The 19,974-nt window shown below is 72.3% G+C and carries 16 protein-coding genes; 9 read left to right on the top strand and 7 right to left on the bottom strand.

What is annotated here, in order from left to right; all coding sequences use genetic code 11:
* The first annotated feature begins 12 nt into the window (after positions 1 to 12).
* Positions 13 to 1,365 carry a protein kinase family protein gene (locus tag RI211_RS06015; protein WP_315638437.1) on the top strand — a complete coding sequence of 451 codons (1,353 nt, stop codon included), beginning with the start codon at positions 13 to 15 and terminating at the stop codon, positions 1,363 to 1,365.
* Here the strand turns inward: RI211_RS06015 and RI211_RS06010 are convergent.
* The gene (locus RI211_RS06010; RefSeq protein WP_315638439.1) at positions 1,311 to 4,796 is read right to left on the bottom strand and encodes a UvrD-helicase domain-containing protein; all 3,486 of its coding nucleotides are present in this window, start codon (positions 4,794 to 4,796) and stop codon (positions 1,311 to 1,313) included. The two genes, RI211_RS06015 and RI211_RS06010, sit on opposite strands and share 55 nt — an antisense overlap.
* Positions 4,793 to 8,002: an ATP-dependent helicase gene (locus RI211_RS06005; RefSeq protein WP_315638440.1), complete on the bottom strand. Its 3,210-nt coding sequence runs from the start codon at positions 8,000 to 8,002 to the stop codon at positions 4,793 to 4,795. Before RI211_RS06005 ends, RI211_RS06010 begins: the two co-directional genes overlap by 4 nt.
* A gap of 151 nt (positions 8,003 to 8,153) precedes the next feature.
* On the opposite strand from RI211_RS06005, the gene RI211_RS06000 reads away from it, so the two are divergent.
* Together RI211_RS06000 and RI211_RS05995 are read left to right on the top strand one after the other, a co-directional pair.
* Positions 8,154 to 8,378 carry a DUF3107 domain-containing protein gene (locus RI211_RS06000; RefSeq protein WP_025102974.1) on the top strand — a complete coding sequence of 75 codons (225 nt, stop codon included), beginning with the start codon at positions 8,154 to 8,156 and terminating at the stop codon, positions 8,376 to 8,378.
* Between the two features lie 7 nt (positions 8,379 to 8,385).
* Complete coding sequence (locus RI211_RS05995; RefSeq protein ID WP_187663666.1) at positions 8,386 to 8,673, top strand: hypothetical protein; 288 nt, start codon at positions 8,386 to 8,388, stop codon at positions 8,671 to 8,673.
* A gap of 1 nt (position 8,674) precedes the next feature.
* Here the strand turns inward: RI211_RS05995 and RI211_RS05990 are convergent, their stop codons facing one another.
* Positions 8,675 to 9,388 carry a ferritin-like fold-containing protein gene (locus RI211_RS05990; RefSeq protein WP_060923156.1) on the bottom strand — a complete coding sequence of 238 codons (714 nt, stop codon included), beginning with the start codon at positions 9,386 to 9,388 and terminating at the stop codon, positions 8,675 to 8,677.
* Between the two features lie 196 nt (positions 9,389 to 9,584).
* On the opposite strand from RI211_RS05990, the gene RI211_RS05985 reads away from it, so the two are divergent.
* Positions 9,585 to 11,105: a DEAD/DEAH box helicase gene (locus RI211_RS05985; RefSeq protein ID WP_259953118.1), complete on the top strand. Its 1,521-nt coding sequence runs from the start codon at positions 9,585 to 9,587 to the stop codon at positions 11,103 to 11,105.
* Here RI211_RS05985 and RI211_RS05980 read toward each other — a convergent pair.
* Complete coding sequence (locus RI211_RS05980; protein ID WP_315638441.1) at positions 11,092 to 12,021, bottom strand: DUF817 domain-containing protein; 930 nt, start codon at positions 12,019 to 12,021, stop codon at positions 11,092 to 11,094. The genes RI211_RS05985 and RI211_RS05980 overlap by 14 nt on opposite strands.
* A gap of 62 nt (positions 12,022 to 12,083) precedes the next feature.
* Entirely contained in the window at positions 12,084 to 12,947 is an 864-nt protein-coding gene (locus RI211_RS05975; protein WP_315638442.1) for a PHP domain-containing protein, read from the bottom strand.
* Positions 12,948 to 13,063: 116 nt separating this feature from the next.
* On the opposite strand from RI211_RS05975, the gene RI211_RS05970 reads away from it, so the two are divergent.
* Positions 13,064 to 14,086, top strand: a complete 1,023-nt coding sequence (locus tag RI211_RS05970) for an endonuclease/exonuclease/phosphatase family protein (RefSeq protein WP_259953114.1) — start codon at positions 13,064 to 13,066, stop codon at positions 14,084 to 14,086.
* A gap of 36 nt (positions 14,087 to 14,122) precedes the next feature.
* Complete coding sequence (locus tag RI211_RS05965; protein ID WP_315638443.1) at positions 14,123 to 15,544, top strand: aminopeptidase P family protein; 1,422 nt, start codon at positions 14,123 to 14,125, stop codon at positions 15,542 to 15,544.
* Between the two features lie 30 nt (positions 15,545 to 15,574).
* On the opposite strand, the gene RI211_RS05960 is transcribed toward RI211_RS05965, so the two are convergent.
* Both RI211_RS05960 and RI211_RS05955 read right to left on the bottom strand, forming a co-directional pair.
* On the bottom strand, positions 15,575 to 16,252 hold the full coding sequence (locus RI211_RS05960) for an alpha/beta hydrolase family protein (protein ID WP_315638444.1): 678 nt from the start codon (positions 16,250 to 16,252) through the stop codon (positions 15,575 to 15,577).
* Positions 16,249 to 16,959, bottom strand: coding sequence for a YflT domain-containing protein (locus tag RI211_RS05955; protein WP_315638445.1), 711 nt, complete (start codon positions 16,957 to 16,959; stop codon positions 16,249 to 16,251). The genes RI211_RS05960 and RI211_RS05955 overlap by 4 nt, the downstream gene beginning before the upstream one ends.
* Before the next feature lie 87 nt (positions 16,960 to 17,046).
* On the opposite strand from RI211_RS05955, the gene RI211_RS05950 reads away from it, so the two are divergent.
* The 3 genes from RI211_RS05950 to RI211_RS05940 are packed head-to-tail and all read left to right on the top strand — an operon-like array spanning position 17,047 to position 19,954.
* Positions 17,047 to 18,315 carry a magnesium transporter MgtE N-terminal domain-containing protein gene (locus tag RI211_RS05950; protein WP_259953103.1) on the top strand — a complete coding sequence of 423 codons (1,269 nt, stop codon included), beginning with the start codon at positions 17,047 to 17,049 and terminating at the stop codon, positions 18,313 to 18,315.
* A complete protein-coding gene (locus tag RI211_RS05945; RefSeq protein WP_315638446.1) occupies positions 18,315 to 18,836 on the top strand; it encodes a DUF1003 domain-containing protein in 522 nt (173 codons plus the stop codon). Before RI211_RS05950 ends, RI211_RS05945 begins: the two co-directional genes overlap by 1 nt.
* Positions 18,833 to 19,954 (top strand): Mrp/NBP35 family ATP-binding protein, encoded by a 1,122-nt coding sequence (locus RI211_RS05940; RefSeq protein ID WP_315638447.1) that lies wholly within the window; start codon positions 18,833 to 18,835, stop codon positions 19,952 to 19,954. The genes RI211_RS05945 and RI211_RS05940 overlap by 4 nt, the downstream gene beginning before the upstream one ends.
* Positions 19,955 to 19,974 lie beyond the last annotated feature (20 nt).

Raw genomic sequence — 19,974 nt, 5'->3', positions numbered from 1 at the left:
TACCCTGGGGGCATGGGACGCTCTCCATTCACTCTAGCCGCGGCGGTGACGGCCGCACTTCCCGGCGCGGAGGTCACGGGCACCCGGGCGCTCACCGCGAACGGCGACGGGCGCTTCGACTCCGCCGTCGCCTCCCTCGCCGACGGCCGGGAGCTCGCGATCCGCGTGGCGGACGATGATGACGCCGCGCGCGAGCTGGCGGCCGAAGCCCTCGCGCTCCGCGCCCTCACCGACGGCGCGCGCGCCATGCTCCCGTTCCGCGCTCCCGGATACATCGGCGAGACGAGGGTGGGCGAGGGCCGAGCGCTCGTGACCGAACTGCTCCCCGGCTTCCAGATCGAGGCGTCGATGGTTCCCGCCGGACGCGGCGCCGCGGAGTCCATGGGGGCCGCGATCGCCGCCGTGCACGCGCTGCCGACGTCGGTCGTCCGCGGTGCCGGACTCGTGATGCGCAGTGCGGAGGAGAGCCGCGCCGAGCTGGAGCGGCTCGTCGACACCGCCGCAGCCACGGGACGCGTCCCCGCCCGCCTCACGGTGCGGTGGCGGGAGGCCGTCGCCGACGACGACCTCTGGCGCTTCGAGTCGACGGTCGTGCTCGGCGGCGCGCAGGCCACGTCGTTCCTCTTCGACGATCATCCCGAGCGCGGCCCCGAGGTCACCGGCGTGATCGGCTGGCACGGTCTCGCGGTCGGCGATCCGGCGCTCGACCTGTCCTGGCTGTCGGCCGCGCCCGACGCCGCGGCCGACGTGCACGGCGCGTACGCCCGTGCGATGGATCGAACTCCCGACGCCGGTCTCGAGATCCGTGCGCGGCTGCTCGCCGAGCTGGAGTTCGCCCGCTGGCTCGTCCACGGGGACGCGCTGCGGCGCGAGGACATCGTGGAGGACGCGGCCGCGCTGCTGGAGGCTCTCGCCGACGGCCTGCGCCACGACGATCTCGGCGTGCCCGGTGATCGCCGCTCGGACGTGGACTCGGCGATGGACGCGCTCGACCGCGTGCCGGTGGCGGCCGCTCCCGAGGTGGACACCTCGATGCAGACCGATGCCTACAACCCGGAAGAGCTCTGGGCGGCGGAGGCGGACGACGTGGACCTCGACGCCGCGCGCACCGGGTCGTCGGTGGCGGGGGCGGGCGAGCCCGCGGGCGCGCCGTCGCAGTCCGACGCGGAACATCGTGCCGCCGTGGCGAGCATCGAGACCGAGGACCTCTCCGGCGTCGCGCACGCGTTCGCCGAGACGCGCGGAAGCGGACGGGTCGAGACTTCCTTCCCCTCCTCCCCCTCGGCGGACGACGACGATTCCGAAGAGGCTCAGCGCGCGGCGCGGGCGGCGCTCCAGCGCTGGAAGAGCTCCTCCTCGGAGTAGACGCGGTCCCCGCGGATGACGAGGTCGTCGGCCACGTAGTACAGCGCCACGTCGATCTCCTCGAGCGGGACGCCGAAACGCCGGTGGTACGCGAGCCGGTAGAGGGCCAGCTGCAGCATGCGCTCCTCGCGCTCCTGCGGTGTGCGTGGTGCCCGCCCGGTCTTCCAGTCGACGATCTCGATCCGTCCGCCGCGGTCGGCGCGTCGGTACACCGCGTCGAGCTTGCAGATGACGATGTGGGCTTCCGTCGCGTCGGGGCGCACTCCGGGGAGACCGGCTCCCAGCGCGAAGTCGATCTCGATCTCCACGGCGAGCGGCTGCAACGGCCCCCACTCGCTCCGCTCGAAGGTCTCCTGCAGTGCGGCGAGGTCGGCGGCGTCCGCAGCGGCACCGGATGCCGGAGCACCCGGTGCACCGTCGTCCTCGGGCTCGTCCTCGTCGACCTCCCAGAGCGCCTCGTCCACCCGGGTTCCGACACCGACGAGCTCGGAGCGCTGCTCGACCCACGCGTGGAACAGGGTCCCCAGACGGGTCTGGCGGTACGGGCGTTCGGGCATCGGGCGCACGAGCGAGGACAGGGTCCCGGTGTAGTCCGTGACGTAGTCCTTGAACCGGGAGGCGGGCACTCGCGTGGGTGCCTCCGCGTCCGTCCCGCGCTGGCGGGCGGCTCGCTCGTCGAGGAGCCGGCGCAACTCCTCGGTCGGCTCGAGGGTGTCGCCCTGGAGGGCCTCCTCGACGACCGCCGCCGCGGCGCTCACCACGGGGCGCCGTCCGCCGAGCGGGTCGAGCGGCCAGTGCAGCGTGGCGCCGGGACCGTCGTACGGGTTCTCGTCCGGGTCGACCGGAGGGATCGCGTCGAGCCCGAGGACGTCGATGGCCTCCAGGAGGTACGGACTCGGCGTGCGCGGCGCCTTCTGACCCGCCCAGTGGGCGCCGCTCAGCAGCAGGTCGCTCTTGGCGCGAGTGATCGCCACGTAGGCGAGGCGACGCTCCTCCTGGCGCTGATACTCCCGGTAGGCGTCCTTGAAGCGCTTGAGCGCGCCACCGTGGGGGTTCGCTTTCGTCGCCCCGCCCGACAGCGACGCCTGTGCGAGCTTCTGCCGCTTGCCGGGGTCGGCCTCGCCCTCCATCGCCTCCTCCGGGTCCCAGACGAAACGCGGGAGCGCGTCGCGGTCTCCGCGCAGCGCGAACGGCACGACGCCGAACCCGAACCATCCCGAGGTGTCGGACACCCGCCCCGGCAGCTCGTCGACGACGAGGCGCACGACCGCGACGGCGTCCCACTCCAGGCCCTTGGACCCGTGGATCGTGAGCAGTTGCACGACCCCGGGCTCCGGGGGCTCCGGTCGGGGCATGAGTTCGTCGGTGCTCTCCGCCTTGTCGAGCCAGGCCAGCAGGCTGCCGATCGTGCCGCGCTCGTCGGCGGCGAGGAACGCGCGCACCTCGTCGGCGAACGCCCGCAGCTGGGTGGCTGCGACCCGCGCGGGTCCCCGGGTCTCGTTGGCGGCGAGCTCGATATCCAATCGCAGCTCCAGCTCGATGAGCCGGATGAGTTCCGGGATCGGCTGGGACGACGCGCGACGCAGGCGCTCCAGCATCTCCCCCGCGGCGCGGATCCGTGAGCGGCCCTCCGGGGTGATGCCCTCCAGCAGGCGATAGTCGTCGCGGACCGCGCGCACTATGTCGACCGCGTCCACGATGGAGACGGCCTCGTCGGCACCGCGGGAGGAGCGCAGCCGCGCCCGCACCTCTTCCGGTAGGGGCATGAGGGCGGTGTCGCGCTCCGCGAGCGCGCGTCCCAGCTCGTACAGCGCCGCCATATCCGCCACCCCGACGCCGAAGCGCGGGCCCGTCAGGAGCCGGATCAGCGCCGAACCGGCCGTCGGGTCGTGCACCACCCGCAGGGTCGAGACCACGTCGACGACCTCGGGCGTGGCGAGCAGGCCCCCGAGTCCGAGGATGCGGTGCGGGATCCCTCGCGCGGCGAGCGCGCCGGCGAAGGTCTGCATGTGGCGTTTGGACCGGAACAGGATGGCGCCGGTGTGCGGGGAGGTCGAGGTCTCCTCGTGGGCGGCGCGACGTTCGGCGAACCAGGCCGCGACCTCGGCGGCCTCGTCGTCGACGGTGAACGGGTAGCGCACGGCGACCGTGCCCTCCCCCGCGCCCGGCCGCGGCTCCAGCGGCGGCACGTCGAGTCCGGGGCGCTGCAGGGGCTCCAGCACCCGGTTGGCGACGTCGAGGATCCGGCGGTCGTTGCGCCAGCTCGTCATGAGGCTGTAGGTGCGCACATCCCCCGTGCTCGAGAAGGATCGGGGGAATGCGTAAAGGTTGTCGGCGCTGGCTCCGCGCCACCCGTAGATCGACTGGTGCGGATCGCCGACGGCCATCACGGCCGTGTCGCGGAACAGCTCCGCGAGGAAGCGCGTCTGGATCACCGAGGTGTCCTGGTACTCGTCGAGCAGCACGACCCGGTGCTGCTCCCGGAGCTCGGCGCGGACGTCCGGCGCGGACTCGACGATGTCGTACGCTCCGGACACCTGGTCGGCGAAGTCGAGCACGCCGCGCCGGTCCTTCTCGGCGATGTAGTCGCGCACGAGGCTGGTCAGAGTCGGGAGGGTGCGCAGGTTGACCGCCGCCTTCTCGACATCGGCATGGGAGCGGTAGGGCTCGAACGCCGCGGCCTGTGCTGCCGCGAGACGCTCGGCCTCGGCGAGGTCGACGCGATGGTCGAGCGCCGCGCCGGCGAGCCGCTGCACGGCGTCGATGACTGTTCCGAGGGCGTAGTCGACCTCCTCCAGCTCCGGCAGATCGCTGCGGAGCACGACCTCCCGCGCCAGCATCCAGGACGCCGCCTGGCTGAGCATCGCCACATCGGGATCCCGGCCGATGCGTGCGGCGTGCTCGCGCACGATGCCGTCGGCGAAGGCGTTGTAGGTCGAGACGCGGGGACGGATGAGGAGGTCGTCGGCGGTGCGGAGCGCCCCGGGCTCCCCGGCCGTGCCGTAGTGCTGGGCGAGCTCGTCGAGGACATGGCTGCGCACGAGTTCGCGCTGCCGCCCCGGCGCGGCCTCCGCCACTCGACGCAGTGCCCCTCCGGCGACGATCTCCGGGAGATGCGGGAGCAGGCCCCGCCGACCGTACTCGTCGACGACGGCGAGGCGGGCGCCGATGCGCTCCGCGAGCTCCCCCGCCGCCTTGCGGGTGAACGTGAGGCCGAGGACCTCGTCCCGGCGGACGAGCCCGTTCGCGACGAGCCAGACCACGCGGGCCGACATGGTCTCCGTCTTGCCGCTGCCCGCCCCGGCGACGACCAGTGCCGGCTCCAGCGGCGCCTCGATCACCTGCTGCTGCGCAGGCGTCGGGGTCGGCAGTCCGAGCGCGGCGGCGATGTCGGTCGCCGAGAGCACGGCGTCCGGGGCTCCTGCGGTCATGCGCTCACCGCCGGCACGGTGTGGATGCGGCAGGGATGGACCCGGCGCTGCGTGTCGGCGCAGTGGGCCTCCACCTGGGCCGTGAAGCTCGCCGCCGACATGCCGCGGGCGACCTCGGCGACCCGGTGCAGGAACTGCGACCGGGCCTCGGCGTCCAAGGCGTGCTGGTGCGCGACGCGGTAGTCGCTCTTCGCCAGGGTCTTGGAGACGATCACCAGACGCGCGCCCCCGAGCGAACCGGGCGCGGCACCGGGCACGAGCCCCTCCTGCACAGCGATCTGATAGGCCGCGAGCTGGGCATGGTCGACGACGCCCCCGTCCGCCTCCGGATCGGTCTTCCCGGTCTTGAGGTCGACGACCACCGTGGTCCCCTCCGGCCCACCGGCCATCGACTGCCAGCCGCGGCCGCGCGCCGGTCCGTGTTCGCCCGCGCCGGGCGGATACGCCTCGACCCGGTCGATGTAGCCGTGCACGATGGCGCGGTGACCGCGGTCCTCCCCCACCGGGTGCACGCTCGGCTCGGCGGTCTCGCCGGACACGTCGACGGCGAACCGGAACTCCACCTCGCTGCCGAGGACGCGCCCGCCGTCCCTCGTCACCTCACCGAGGTAGCTGTGCAGCCGGTCGACGAACAGGTCGGCGCGACGACGCTCCTTGCGCCCGATCCAGGCCGTCTCGAAGTCGAGCTCCGGCCAATGCTCCTCGACGATCTCCCGCATGCGCGCGAGGTCGCCGTCCGGCACGCGCTCCATCGCCTCGTGGACGATCGTGCCGATGCCCGCCGTCGGCGGCATGACGGTGTCGCCGCCGAGAGCCGAGACGACCCAGTTGAGCCCGCATTCCTCGTACGACTCCACCGCCGAGGGCGACACCCGGGCTCCGCTCGCAGCGAGATCGCGCAGCGGCGCCGCCGTCGAGGGCGCCGTGACGCCGTACCAGTCGTGCGGATGCGCTCCCGGCACGCCCTCCCGGGCGAGGATGGCGAGTTGGGCGGCCGCCTCGCGCCTCGCGGGTTCGGCGTGTGTCGTGGTGAGCACCCGACGGTGCCGCGCGACCAGCCCGCGCAGCGTGAGCGGGTGCTCCGCGGAGACATGACGCTCCGGCGGCTCCGGAGGGGGAAGGAATCCGAAGAAGGCGCTGGGCGACAGGTCGTCATCGTCCACCGCGGTGATGAGGAGGCGATGGCGCGCCCGCGAGAGTGCCCGCACGAACAGCCGCAACTCGTCGTGGAGCGCCGCCCGACGCCGGTCGAGCACGCCCGGGACCTCCGCCGGGAGGCCGGAGCGCGCCGCGGTCAGCGCGTCGGCGAGCCGCCAGGTCTGGAGCAGCCCGCCACGCAGCCGTACGTTGGGCCAGACGCCGTCCTGCACACCGGCGACGACCACCGCGTCGAACTCCGTGCCGAGCGCGGTGGCCGGTGTGAGCAGGGTGACCGTCCCCGGCCGGTCCGGCGACGACAGCGTGTCCTCCGGCACCTCGCTGTCGAGGATGTCGCGCACGAAGACCTCGGGACGCTCGTCGGGGGTGCGCTCGACGAAGCGCTTGGCCGCGTCGAACAGAGCCACGAGAGCATCCAGCGATCGCGCCGTCTCGGCTCCGGTCGGCAGCAGCGAGATCTCCCGCCACGCGACCTGCAGCCGCCGCCCGTCGACGGCCCTGGCCTGCTCCCAGATGCGCCACAGGAGGTCGTGGATCGTCTCCCCCTCCGCCGCCGCACGAGCGACGCCGGCGACCGTCTCGGCGAAGCGCTCGGCGGTCCGCGACTCCGGTGCATCGATGAGCGTGAGGGTGGCCGGCGCCGACATCGCCGCGCGCAGCAGCTCGCGCGCGGGAGTCGACCCGCCCTGACCGAGTTCGAGGTGGCGGAGCCGCGCGCGCAGCCGACGGAGCGCGATCGCGTCCATTCCACCGAACGGCGTCCGCAGCGCCTCCTCCCAGGCCTGCACGGTGCGGTCCTCGTCCGGAGTCAGCGCGAGCCGCACGATGCCGACGATGTCGCGCACGATCCCCTCGCTCCCGAGCGGGCGCTGCACCCCGGCGGCCCTCGTCGGGATCTCGCGCGCGGCCAGCTCGGTCTCCAAGGCTGTGACCTGACGGGTGTCGTGGGCGATGACCGCCATCCGCTCCCACGGGATGCCGGCGCTCAGATGCCAGTCGCGCATGACTCCCGCGATGCGGTCGAACTCCTCGTAGGGCGACGGCGCGAGGAAGGTCGAGACCTCCGCGCTGTCGTCTCCCGCGGTGGGCGCCGGGGCGCGCCGATGCTCGACGCGTCCCGAGACGCCGATCGCCTGCGTCACCGTGCGCGTCAACGCGGTCAGCAGCGGGCGCTGACGGTGGGCGCCGTCGAGCACGTGCACGGTGGTGAGCGCGCCGGCGAGTTGCGCGAAAAGCTCGGGGCTGGCTCCGCGGAAGGCACCGGAGGAGATGTCGGGGTCGCCGAATGCGTGGACCGCGATGCCCCGGTCGAGGAGCGCCTGCACCACGCCGATGCCTCCGCGCGTCAGCTCCTGGGCGTCGTCGATGAGCACCACCCGCAGGGGCGACAGCGGCCCGAGGGTCGCGCTGTCAGCCGTGCGGAGGATCCCCGCTGCCTCGCTGAGCAGATCGGCGGCGTCGCGGTGCGCGGCCCGTAGGGCATCGAGCACCGCGCGGTACTCCTCCACGAAGTCGGCCGCCGCCGTCCACACCGCATCGCCGGTGGCGCGCAGTTCGGCCGGGCTCGCCCCCAGCTCCGTGCACTCCGCGAGGAAGGCGCGGAGTTCGGAGCGGAAGCCCTTCGAGGCGCGGACGGGCTCGCTGAGCGCCGGAGGCCAGGCGATGCGGGCGTCTTCGGCATCGCCGGCGAGCAGTTCGGCGATGATGCGGTCCTGATCGGCGCCGGTGAGCAGAGCCGGCGGCTCAGCGCCCTCCCTCACCATCGCGCCGCGGACGAGCTGGAACGCGAACGACCCGAGCGACCGGGCCAGCGGTCCCGGCGTCGCCTGGCCGATGCGCACGCCGATCCGGTCGCGCAGCGCGGTGGCCGCCTGTCGGCTCGGCGTGAGCGCCAGCACCTCTTCCGGCCGCAGCCCTTCGACCTCGAGGAGCTGCACCACACGGTCGACGAGCGTGCGCGTCTTACCGGTGCCGGGGGCACCGATCACGACGCCCGACGCGGTCGGCGGCGCCGTGATCACGGCTTGCTGCGCGGCATCCGACATCATCCCTCCACGCTATCGGGAGGCGCGGACATCGGCGTCGAGGGCGAACCTCCTCGCGGGTTGTGCGCTCAGGGCGAAACGACCGTCGCCGCCGGTCTCCCCCGCTCGGTGCGCGATAGAGTTGGCCGAGTCCGACGACCTGCAAGGAGCACCCGTGGAAATCCGCATCGGCATCATCAACACCGGCCGCGAGCTGAGCTTCGACACCGCTGCCACGGCGGACGAGGTCCGCACCCAGGTCTCCGCCGCGCTCGAGCAGAGCGCCTCGCACCTGAGCTTCGCCGACGTGAAGGGCAACTCCTACATCGTGCCGACCGCGAACCTCGCCTACATCGAGCTGGGCACCGAGGAGTCGCGTCGCGTGGGCTTCGTCGCCTGACCCGCGCATGTACATCCTCCTCGCCCTCGTCGGCGCCTGCGTGCTCGGCATCGCCGCGCACTTCCTGATCGGCGGTCGCGAACGGCGCGGCGTCGCACTCGCCCCGGCGATCGCGACGGCCGTCTCGGCGATCGTCTACACGGCTCTGCAGTGGTCCGGCGTGGGCGAGGACAGCGTCTGGCTGTGGCTGGCGAGCACCCTCGGAGCCGCCGCGGTCGCGGCGCTCGCCGCCGCGGCTCTCACAGCAGCGCGTCGACGCGGCGACGAGCAGCGGAGAGCCGCGCTCGGGATCTGAGCTAGGACGCGAGGCCCATCGCGTCCATGCGCCGGGCGTGCGCCCCCATCAGCTCGGTGTACACCGGCTCGATGCGGGCCTCCTCCACGGCGAGGAGTTCGGGACGCAGAGCCGCGCGACAGACGAGGATCGTGTCGCCCACGAGACGCCGCGCCCACATGGACAGCAGCGAGCGCCACTCCTCGTCGCTCTCGATCGTCTCCTGGATGATCGCGACGATCTCGTGGCGCGCGTCGTCCTCGCGCAGGATCTCCGCGACCCGCCGCCCCGTCTCGCCGTAGCTCGAAGCGAGCGCGAGATAGAAGTCGTCGAGCATGCCCGCCGTGATGTAGACCGCGAGCAGGGTCTCGCGCGGGCGCGCCCCGATGGTCTTGCGCCGGAACGCGTCCAGGTGCTCGCGGAACGGGAGCATGAGCTGCGTCGGGTCCTGACCGCGCGCCGCGATGATGTCGACGATGCCCCGGTGCTTGGTGAGCGCCGCACCGGCGGCCCGGGACAGCGACTCCTTCTCGGCCAGCTCGGGAGTCGCGCGGATGAGCCGCGTCAGCGTCTCGAAGTAGCCGAGCTGGAGGTAGGCCGCCTGGCCGAGGAATCGGTCGAGCTCCGGCGCCAGCTCCGCGAAGTCGACACGCGTCGCATCGCTCTGCTCGCCGCGGCTGCGCAGCGCCAGGGTGCGTCGCGGCGCGGCGTCGCGCTGCCAGAACCACTTAACCACGAGGTGTTCCTCCCGAGTCGGCCACGTCGTTCACAATACTCGGCAGAAGACGTCCTCCCTGCCCGGAGCCGCCCCTCCGGTAGGCTGGGCGTGTCCCCGCCGTCGGAGCGGGGCCCCGCGCCTGTGGCACACGAGACGGCGTGGCTCCGTTTACGAGGCGATCGCGCATGGTCGCCGGACAGGCATCTGAACAACAGTGACAACTTTCGCCGAACTCGGCATCGATCAGGACATCGTCGACGCACTGGCCGCGAAGGGCATCGTCGATGCCTTCCCGATCCAGGAGCAGACCATCCCCCTCGGGCTCCCGGGGCAGGACATCATCGGACAGGCGAAGACCGGTACCGGCAAGACCTTCGGCTTCGGCATCCCGGTCGTGCAGCGCCTCGGGAAGGATCCGGAGCACGGGGTCAAGGCCCTCATCGTCGTCCCGACCCGCGAGCTCGCGGTGCAGGTCTACGAGGACATCGATCTGCTCACGAGCAACCGCTCCACCAGCGTCGTCGCCATCTACGGCGGCAAGGCGTACGAAGGGCAGATCGACCAGCTCAAGGCCGGAGCGCAGATCGTCGTCGGCACGCCGGGGCGTCTCATCGACCTCGCCGGCCAGCGCCTCCTCGACCTCTCGAACGCGACCGAGGTCGTGCTCGACGAGGCCGACAAGATGCTCGACCTCGGCTTCCTCGCCGACATCGAGAAGATCTTCCAGAAGGTCCCCGCGGTGCGGCACACGCAGCTGTTCTCCGCGACCATGCCCGGTCCGATCGTCGCGCTGGCACGGCGGTTCATGACCAACCCGATCCACATCCGCGCCAACGACCCGGACGAGGGCCTGACGCAGGCGAACATCAAGCACCTCGTCTACCGCGCCCACTCGCTGGACAAGGACGAGGTCATCGCTCGCATCCTGCAGGCCGAGGGCCGGGGGAAGACGGTCATCTTCACGCGCACGAAGCGCGCAGCGCAGCGTCTGGTGGACGAGCTGAGCGACCGCGGCTTCAACGTGGGCGGCGTCCACGGCGACATGGGACAGGACCAGCGTGAGCGCTCCATGGCCGCGTTCAAGGCCGGCAAGAAGGACGTCCTCGTGGCGACGGACGTGGCGGCCCGCGGTATCGACGTCGACGACGTCACCCACGTCATCAACCACACCATCCCCGACGAGGAGAAGACCTACCTCCACCGCGCGGGACGCACGGGCCGCGCGGGCAAGACCGGGATCGCGGTGACGTTCGTGGACTGGGAGGACCTGCACAAGTGGGCCCTCATCAACCGCGCGCTCGAGTTCGGTCAGCCCGAACCGGTCGAGACCTACTCGTCGAGCCCGCACCTGTACACCGACCTCGACATCCCCGAGGGGACGAAGGGGCGGCTCGTGAGCGCGCCGAAGAAGGAAGCGGTCAAGACGGAGCGCACCCGTCGTCCGGAGCGCGCCGCGGACGCCGCCGAAGAGGGCACCGGAGAGGGCGGCACGCGCCGCCGTCGCCGCCGCCGCACCGGCTCGTCGTCTGTCGGCTCCACGTTCGCGGAGGGCACGCCCGAAGGGTCGTCCGGCGAGGGTTCCGCCGCGCAGACCGCCGACCGCGGCGCCGAGGGTGCCGGCACCCACGACGGCGCCGGCAAGGAGCACCACGACGGCAAGCCCGCCCCCGCCCGCCGTCGCCGCCGTCGTCGCGGCGGCTCCGGCACCGGGGCGGCACCCGTCACCGGCGCCTGATCCGCGTCATCGTCGTCCGAGGGGCGCCCGCACGGTCTGCCGTGGGGCGCCCTTCGTCGTGCAGGAGGTCGGCCGGAACCTGCGGCGGGTAGACCCAGGCGACGAGCACCACCGAGATGATCATCAGCAGGAACCAGGAGCTGAGCTTGCTCAGGGACACGGGCTGCCACCCCGCCGCCTGGTCGGGATACGCCCACGCGCCTGCCCACGTGCCGATGTTCTCGGCCAGGTAGATGAACACCGCCACCCCGGCGAAGACCGCGAGGAGCGGCAGCCGGATGGTGCGGCGCCATACGCGGGCGTGCATGACGGTGGGCAGCCACAGCACCACCACCCCGGCGAGGAGCAGCCACCTGGCATCCCACCACCAGTGGTGGGTGAAGAAGTTGACGTAGATGGCGGCGGCCAGGACGGCCGTCAACCACCGGCGCGGGTAGCGGGTGAACCCGAGGTCGAACAGCCGGTACACGCGCACCATGTAGGAGCCGACCGCCGCGTACATGAACCCGCTGAACAGCGGGACTCCCCCGATGCTGAGGATGCCGTCCTCGGCATACGCCCAGGAACCGACGTCGGTCTTGAACAGCTCCATCGCCGTGCCGGTGATGTGGAAGAGCACGATCACCCAGAGCTCCCGCCCGCTCTCGAGGCGGAACACGAGCATGGCCACCTGGATGAGCACGGCCGCGATCGTCAGCGCATCGTTGCGGGCGAGCGCGGCGTCGTCGGGGTACCAGAGGCGGGCGGCGACGATCACCACCAGCAGCGCCGCACCGAACACGCAGGCCCAGGCCTGCTTCAGCACGAAGACGAGGAACTCGGCCAGCCCGGCGCGGAAGCCCGATGTCGGCACCGCACGGAGGAGTCGGCGAGCGATCGCGTCGACGCGGCGCTCCAGGGAGGTGGCACGTTGCATGCCTCGGACCGTATCGGTCCGCCTCGACAGAATGCCGGGAGACCGCCGACAGTCCGCCGGGGTCAGGGACGCCGCGGGCCGGAGCCGGAGGCGCGATCGATGATCCGGGCGACCATGTCCGCCGCGGTGGTGTTCTCCCCCGGCACGTTCGGTTTTCCGGTGCCGTGGTAATCGCTGGACCCGGTGACGATGAGGTCGTGCCGGGCTGCCAGTTCGCGCAGCAGCCGCTTGCCGGCGGCGGTGTTCTCCCGGTGGTCCACCTCGAATCCGGCCAGCCCCGCGTCGATCAGACGCTCGATGTACGGCACCGGCATCATCCGATCACGGCCCGCCGTCACAGGGTGCGCGATGATCGCCACGCCGCCCGCCTCGGTGAGCAGTCTCACGGCGGTGAGCGGGTCCGGGGCGTAGTGCGGCTCGTAGTAGCCCTCCCGCGGATGGAGGATGCCGTCGAAGGCCTCGCCCCGATCCCGAACGATGCCGCGCGCCACCAGCGCGTCCGCGATGTGGGGCCGGCCGACCGTCGCGTCGAGCGTCGTCTGGGCGAGGACGTCGTCCCAGTGCAGGTCGTAATCGCGGCCGATGTTGCGGACGATGCGCTCCGCTCGTCCGATCCTGTCGTTCCGGATCCGGTCGGTCTCCGCCTGCAGCGCCGCATCCTCCGGATCGAAGAGGTAGCCCAGCACGTGCACACTGCGCCACTCGTGCTTGGCGGAGAGCTCCATCCCGGGGAGGAAGGTCATGCCGAGGGCGACGGCGGCGTCGCCGGCCTCCGTCCAGCCCGTGGTGCGGTCGTGGTCCGTGAGCGCGGCGGTCCGTACGCCGTGCCGATGCGCCTGCCTCATGACCTCGGCGGGCGACTCGGTGCCGTCGGAGTGGTTGGAGTGCAGGTGCAGGTCGGCAGGACCGGCGGGCGGAACGGGCATCCTCCGAGCGTACCGAGCGCCGACGCGCGTGGCGCGGAAACCCGGACCCGGATCGCGTGGACGGACCGGCGATGCGAGGCAGGGACTTCACAGGCGGCGCTTCTAGGCTGGAGGGGATGTTTCGTCTCCTGGGGATCCTGCTCACCGTGCTCTTCGCGATCGCGTCGGCGATCGTGGTGTGGCCGCAGTTCTTCCACCTCGAGCAGACCTACCCGTTCGCTCAGCTCGTCGCCGCCCGCGGCCTCGTGCTCGGCGGGTTCCTGGTCATCGCGGTGCTGGCGCTGCTGCTGCTCCTCGCCCGACCGCTGCGAGGGTTCGCGGCCTCGGTCCTGATCGTCGCCCTCCTCGGTGCTGCGGCGACGGGTGCGATCGGAGCGACCCGCGGCTTCGGGGTGGCGGCCCTCCCTGAGCGGACGGACACGAGTCTGCGGGTGCTCACCTGGAACACGGCGGGAGAGGCTGTCTCGGCCGAGCAGATCGCTCAGGAGATCCTCGAGCAGGAGGCCGACGTGGTGGCGCTGCCGGAGACCACCGAAGAGGTCGGCGAGCGGATCGCGCTCATGCTGCGCGAGCAGGGTCACCCGATGTGGGTGCACCATGTGCAGTTCCGCCCGGACGTGGAGGACGGACCGCAGTCGTGGCAGACCACGGTCCTGGTCGCTCCCGAGCTCGGCGAGTACTCCGTGATCGAGTCCTCCAAGGACGGAAGCAACAACACCGGATCTGTGCCGAGCGCCGTGCTCATGCCGATCGACGGGGACGGCCCCACGATCGTCGCCGTGCACGCCGTCGCGCCGCGCATGGAGGAGATGCAGCAATGGCAGAGCGATCTGCAGTGGATCGCCGACCAGTGCCCTGCGGGTGACTTCATCCTCGCCGGAGACTTCAACGCGACCGTGGATCACATGGCCTCCCTCGGCGTCGACGGCGGCGACATCGGCTACTGCCGGGACGTCGCCTCCCGGACCGGCAACGGGATGTCCGGCACCTGGCCGAGCTCGTTCCCCGCCCTCGCCGGTGCCCCCATCGATCACGTGATGGCGTCCGCCAACTGGCGCCCCACCGGTTCTGCCGTCCTCGAGGATGCCGGCGGGAGCGACCACCGCGCCCTCATCGTGCAGCTCGAGCCGGCCGGCTGATCACGCTGCGCGGCCTCCAGGTGAGAGACTGGACGGATGAGCACCGGAGAAAACGACACGATCGCTGACGAGACCGTCGAAACCCCCGTCGAGAACAGCTCGACCAATCGCAAGCAGCCCTTCCCGCAGGGCTTCCTCGACACCATCTCCACCGGGTGGGCCGAGCGTCCGGAGACGCTGCCCGCGCCGCGCGCCCAGGCTCCGTACGCCGAGCGCCGCCGCGCTGCCGTCTCGGCCGCGTTCCCCGGCAAGCGGCTCGTGATCCCCGCCGGTTCGCTCAAGCAGCGCAGCAACGACACCGACTACGTCTTCCGCGCGCACTCCGCCTTCGCGCACCTCACCGGCTGGGCGTCCGACGCCGAACCGGACTCGGTCCTCGTCTTCGAGCCGACCGACGACGGGCATGACGTCACGCTGTACTTCCGCGAGCGCGCCGACCGCACCACGACGGAGTTCTACGCCGACGCCACGGTCGGCGAGTTCTGGATCGGGCCGCGTCCGTCGCTCGCCGGTGTCGCCGCCGACCTGCAGCTGGCCACGGCGCACCTGCACGAGTTCGCCCCGGTCGAGGGCGAGCTGGTCCTCGAGGAGGACGAGACCCTCACCCGTGTCGTCTCGGAGCTGCGCCTCATCAAGGACGACTTCGAGATCGCCGAGATGCGCCGGGCCGTGGAGATCACGGCGCAGGGCTTCGACGACATCATCCGCGAGCTCCCCGCCGCGGTGGCACATGCCCGTGGCGAGCGCGTCGTCGAAGGCGTCTTCCACCGCCGCGCCCGCGAGGACGGCAACGGCGAAGGCTATGACACGATCGCCGCGTCCGGACCGCACGCCTGCTACCTGCACTGGACGCGCAACGACGGCGCCGTCGTGCCAGGAGACCTCATCCTCGTCGATGCGGGTGTGGAGGCCGACAGCCTCTATACCGCCGACATCACCCGCACGCTCCCGGTGTCCGGAACGTTCACCGAGGTGCAGCGCCGGGTCTACGAGACGGTGCGCGAGGCCGCGGACGCGGCTCTCGCGGCGGCGAAGGTCGGCGTCCGCTTCCGCGACGTGCACGCGGCGGCCATGGCCGTGATCGCTGAGCGCACCGCGGAGTGGGGCCTCCTCCCCGTCACCGCGGAGGAAGCCCTGGACGCGGACAAGGGCGGCCAGCACCGTCGCTACATGGTGCACGGCACGTCGCACCATCTCGGCATCGACGTGCACGACTGCGCGCAGGCGCGCCGCGAGATGTACTACGACGGCATCCTCACGCCCGGCATGGTCTTCACGATCGAGCCGGGACTGTACTTCCAGATCGACGACCTCACGGTTCCCGCCGAGCTGCGCGGGATCGGCGTCCGGATCGAGGACGACATCCTGATGACCGAGGACGGCCCGGTCAATCTCTCCGCGGGCATCCCCCGCACGGCCGACGAGGTCGAGGCGTGGATGGCGCGTCTGCAGGGCTGACGACGGGCGGGAGCGGGGCGGCCGCCCCGCTCAGTCCCGCTGCCCGGTGACGAAGGCGTCGACCACCGGTGCGAGGTCCGCAGCGACCTCCGCCGGCGGACGCCTCCGCCCCTTCACCTCGAAGGAGTGCCCGCCGCCCTCGACCCAGTGCACCCGCGCGTCCTGACAGCCGGCGACGGCCTCGTCGAGCTGGGCGATCGGCTGGATGAACGGGTCCGCGGTGCCCTCCACGAAGAGCTGCGGGACGGTGATCGATGGCAGGTGGGCGATGCGGGGCTTATCCGGGCGGCCCGGCGGATGCAGCGGATAGCCGAGGTAGACGAGGCCGTCCACGGCAAGGCCCTCGGCGACGGCCATGGACGCCATGCGGCCGCCGTAGGACTTCCCGGTGGCCCACACGGCGGATCGTGGCGCCCGCGCGCGGGACTCGGCGACCGCGGCCTCCCAGGTCGCGACCGCGTGGGCGGCAGGACCGGGCATGCGACGCCCCTGCTCGATGTACGGGAAGTTGAAGCGCAGAGTCGAGTACCCGAGCGCCGCGAGTGCGCGGTCGAACCCGACGAGGAACGGGTGGTCCTTCGCGGCCCCCGCCCCGTGCGCGATCAGGACGACGTCATCACGGGTACCCGGCGTCCACTCGGCGGACACCGTGGTCGCCCCGGCGGGCAGAGCGACCTCGATGCGCAGGGCGGTGGTCCCCGTGGTCACCGCACGGACCCGGGGGTGCCCGTCTCCGGGTCGGCCGGCCGCGGCGGAAGACCCGGCTCGGGAGCCGGTGCCGGCTCCGGAGCGGGGGCAGGCTCGGGAGCGGGAGCCGGTGCCGGGTCGGGAGCGGGAGCGGGAGCGGGCTCGGGAGCAGGCTCAGGAGCGGGAGCCGGAGCGCCCTGCGGGATCCGCTCGCCGTACTTCGGCGGCTCGTCCAGGTTCACCGGAGGACGCACGGGGGCGACCCGCTGCGCGCCGAGGACCTGCCGCGCCTTCGCCAGCGAGCCGGGCTGCACGGTCACCTCGTAGTGATCCGCGGCGAACTGCGTCACGCTCGCGAAGTCCCGGCGGCGGCGCACGATGGCGTAGGTGATGAGGCTGAGCAGCATGCCCACCGCGACGCCGATGAGGACGAAGCCGACGAACAGCTGGATCGGCACCTCGGGGTTACCCAGGACGAGGATCGCCGACAGGAAGAGTCCGATGAGCACCCCGTTGATCGCTCCCGAGCGCGCGGCGGCGGCGTAGCCGAGTCGTCCGGTCACCCGCTCGACCGTCCGCACGCTCTGCCCGACGATCGCGATGTCGCGCGCGGGGACCTCTCCGGCGATCAGCTTCGACACCGCCTTCTGCGCGCTCTCGTAGTCGCGCATGGAGGCGACGATCTCACCGGTGTCCGTGCCGCTCGCGGGGCGATTCAGCATGCTCATCCGGCTATTCTTCCACGTCGTGCCCCGCGGCCGGCCGAGCGACCGCCGCAGCCGCCGCCCCGGCACGCCGCGGGCTACGCTGGTCGAGTGAGCACACAACGGGTTTTCGCCGCGCGCCTGGCAGGGTGCGCCGTCTTCGATCCCGTCGGCGACCGCCTCGGCAAGGTCCGGGATGTCGTCGTCGTCTATCGAAGTACCGCGGCCCCGCGTGTCATCGGGCTGGTCGTGGAGATCCCCGGCCGCCGGCACGTGTTCCTCTCGATCGGCCGGGTGACGTCCATCCGGTCCGGGCAGGTCATCACCACCGGCCTCATCAACGTGCGCCGCTTCTCCCCGCGCGCCGGCGAAGTGCGCGTCCTCGCCGAGATGCTGGGCCGACGGGTGAGCCTCACCGACGGCAGCGGCACGGCCGTGATCGAGGACGTGGCGATCGAACCCAACCGCCTCGGCGAGTGGGCGATCAGCCAGCTCTTCCTGCGTCGCCCGAAGACCGGCGCGTCGCCGTTCGCCAAGGGCCCGACGACGTTCGCCGCCTGGAGCGAGGTGACCGAGGAACAGGCGCCGGGCGAGTCCCAGTCCGCCGAGCAGCTCGTCGCCTCCTACTCCGAGCTGCACGCCGCCGACCTCGCCAACACGCTCCTCGACCTCCCGCAGCAGCGGATGATCGAGGTGGCGGAGGAGCTCTCCGACGACCGCCTCGCCGACGCCCTCGAGGAGATGCCCGAGGACGAGCAGGTGCACATCCTCGACCGCCTCGGCGAGGAGCGCGCGGCCGACATCCTCGACCAGATGGAGCCGGACGACGCCGCCGACCTCCTGGCCCAGCTCCCACCCACCCAGCTGGAGGAGCTGCTCCAGCGGATGGAGCCGGAGAGGGCGGAGGACGTGCGGATGCTCCTGCGCTACGGCCCGGACACGGCGGGCGGTCTGATGACCCCGGAGCCGATCATCCTCTCCGCCGACGCCACGGTCGCCGAGGCGCTGGCGCTCATCCGCCGTCACGAGCTGCATCCGGCCCTCGCCGCGGCCGTGTTCGTCACGCTCCCGCCGTTCGAGACCCCCACCGGCCGCCTGCTCGGGCTCGTGCACTTCCAGCGGATGCTGCGCTACCCGCCGCACGAGCGTCTCGGCGCCATCCTCGACGACAGCCTCGAGCCGGTGCCGGTCACCGCCTCCGCGGCCGAGGTCGCCCGCATGCTCGCCAGCTACGACCTCGTCTCGCTGCCGGTCATCGACGCCGCGCACCGCCTCGTCGGCGCGATCAGCATCGACGACGTCCTCGACTACCTGCTGCCGGACGACTGGCGCACCCACGACAGCGACGACGTGGCGCCGCCCGTGACGGAGGCGCACTGATGGCGCGCAAGGAGCGGGCCGCCCGCCTCGACGCGCCAGGACGGACGAGCACCCGCCCCCTTTCCACCTCGCGCGACCGCTTCGGCCGCTTCACGGAGTGGGTCGCCCGCGCGATGGGAACTCCCGCGTTCCTCGTCATCCTCAGTCTCTTCTGCATCCTCTGGATCGGCTGGAACACGCTGATGCCGCGCGAGGTCCGCTTCGACGACGCCGCGCTCGGCTTCACCGCGCTCACCCTCATGCTGTCGCTGCAGGCGTCGTACGCCGCGCCGCTCATCCTCCTCGCGCAGAACCGCCAGGACGACCGCGACCGCGTGCAGATCGAGCAGGACCGGCAGCGCGCCGAGCGGAACCTCGCGGACACCGAGTACCTGGCCCGCGAGATCGTCGCGCTGCGGATGTCGCTGGAGGAGCGCAACGCGCAGGTGGTCACCCGCGACGTGCTGCGGCAGGAGCTCCGTGCCCTGCTGGCTGAGCTGGGCGACACCGAGGAGAAGTCCGCGGGCGGCACCGCCTCATGACCGCGGCCGAGAACGTCAGAGCCGCAGTGGCGGCGGTGACCGACCCGGAGCTGCGGCGACCGATCGGCGACCTCGACATGGTGCGCGACATCTCGGTCGAGGACGGGGTCGCGCGTGTGGGCATCGTGCTGACGATCGTCGGATGCCCCGCCGCCGACCGCATCGAGCGCGACGTGCGCGGCGCCGCCGCCGCGGTCCCCGGCATCACGGACGTCGCGGTCGAGGTGGGCGTGATGACGCCTGCCGAGCGCAAGGCCCTCACCGAACGGCTCCGCGCCGGCCGCCCGGCGCGGCACATGCCGTTCGGGCCCGACTCGCTCACCCGCGTGATCCTCGTCTCCAGCGGGAAGGGCGGCGTCGGCAAGTCGACGGTCACCGCGAACCTCGCGGTCGCCCTCGCCGACCAGGGCCTCGCCGTCGGCCTGGTGGATGCGGACGTGCACGGCTTCTCGATCCCCGGACTGCTCGGGATCCCCTCCGGCACGCAGCCGACGCGCATCGACGACCTCATGCTGCCGCCGGTGGCCCACGGGGTGAAGACCATCTCGATCGGGATGTTCCTGCGCGACGGGGAGTCCGTGGTGGCCTGGCGCGGACCGATGCTGCACCGCACGGTCTCGCAGTTCCTCACCGACGTCTTCTTCGGCGACCTCGACGTCCTGCTCATCGACATGCCCCCTGGCACCGGGGACATCGCCATCTCGATCGGGCAGCTCCTCCCCCACGCCGAGGTGCTCGTGGTCACCACACCCCAGGCGGCGGCCTCCGACGTGGCCATCCGCAGCGGGCTCGTGGCACGCCAGACCGGACAGCGCGTGATCGGCGTGGTCGAGAACATGGCCGCATACACGCTCCCCGACGGCACCGTCGTCGATCTCTTCGGGGCCGGCGGCGGCGCATCTGTCGCGGAGGCCCTGTCCGTGCCCGACGCTGCGGTGCCGCTGCTGGCCTCCATCCCGCTCAGCCCGGCCCTCCGCCAGGGCGGGGACGAGGGCGTTCCGGTCGTCACCTCTGCGCCGGACGATGCCGCCGCGGGGGCGATCCGCGCGCTGGCGGAGGCGCTCGCGCGTCGAGGGCGAGGCCTGGCCGGCCGAACGCTGCCCATGTCGATCGGGTGAGGGCGCGTGGGAGGATGGAC

The sequence above is a fragment of the Microbacterium meiriae genome, from assembly GCF_032364335.1.
GTDB classification, from domain to species: domain Bacteria; phylum Actinomycetota; class Actinomycetes; order Actinomycetales; family Microbacteriaceae; genus Microbacterium; species Microbacterium meiriae.
The sequence above is the reverse complement of the archived record's forward strand: the minus strand, read 5'-3'. Positions and strand labels throughout refer to the sequence as shown.

Coding starts and splice junctions, on each gene's coding strand:
- RI211_RS05995 (WP_187663666.1), top strand. CDS start 8,386: ATGTACATCCTCCTCGCCCTCGTCGGCGCCTGCGTGCTCGGCATCGCC.
- RI211_RS05980 (WP_315638441.1), bottom strand. CDS start 12,021: ATGCAACGTGCCACCTCCCTGGAGCGCCGCGTCGACGCGATCGCTCGC.
- RI211_RS05965 (WP_315638443.1), top strand. CDS start 14,123: ATGAGCACCGGAGAAAACGACACGATCGCTGACGAGACCGTCGAAACC.
- RI211_RS05945 (WP_315638446.1), top strand. CDS start 18,315: ATGGCGCGCAAGGAGCGGGCCGCCCGCCTCGACGCGCCAGGACGGACG.
- RI211_RS05940 (WP_315638447.1), top strand. CDS start 18,833: ATGACCGCGGCCGAGAACGTCAGAGCCGCAGTGGCGGCGGTGACCGAC.
- RI211_RS05955 (WP_315638445.1), bottom strand. CDS start 16,959: ATGAGCATGCTGAATCGCCCCGCGAGCGGCACGGACACCGGTGAGATC.
- RI211_RS06015 (WP_315638437.1), top strand. CDS start 13: ATGGGACGCTCTCCATTCACTCTAGCCGCGGCGGTGACGGCCGCACTT.
- RI211_RS06005 (WP_315638440.1), bottom strand. CDS start 8,002: ATGATGTCGGATGCCGCGCAGCAAGCCGTGATCACGGCGCCGCCGACC.
- RI211_RS05975 (WP_315638442.1), bottom strand. CDS start 12,947: ATGCCCGTTCCGCCCGCCGGTCCTGCCGACCTGCACCTGCACTCCAAC.
- RI211_RS06010 (WP_315638439.1), bottom strand. CDS start 4,796: ATGACCGCAGGAGCCCCGGACGCCGTGCTCTCGGCGACCGACATCGCC.
- RI211_RS05970 (WP_259953114.1), top strand. CDS start 13,064: ATGTTTCGTCTCCTGGGGATCCTGCTCACCGTGCTCTTCGCGATCGCG.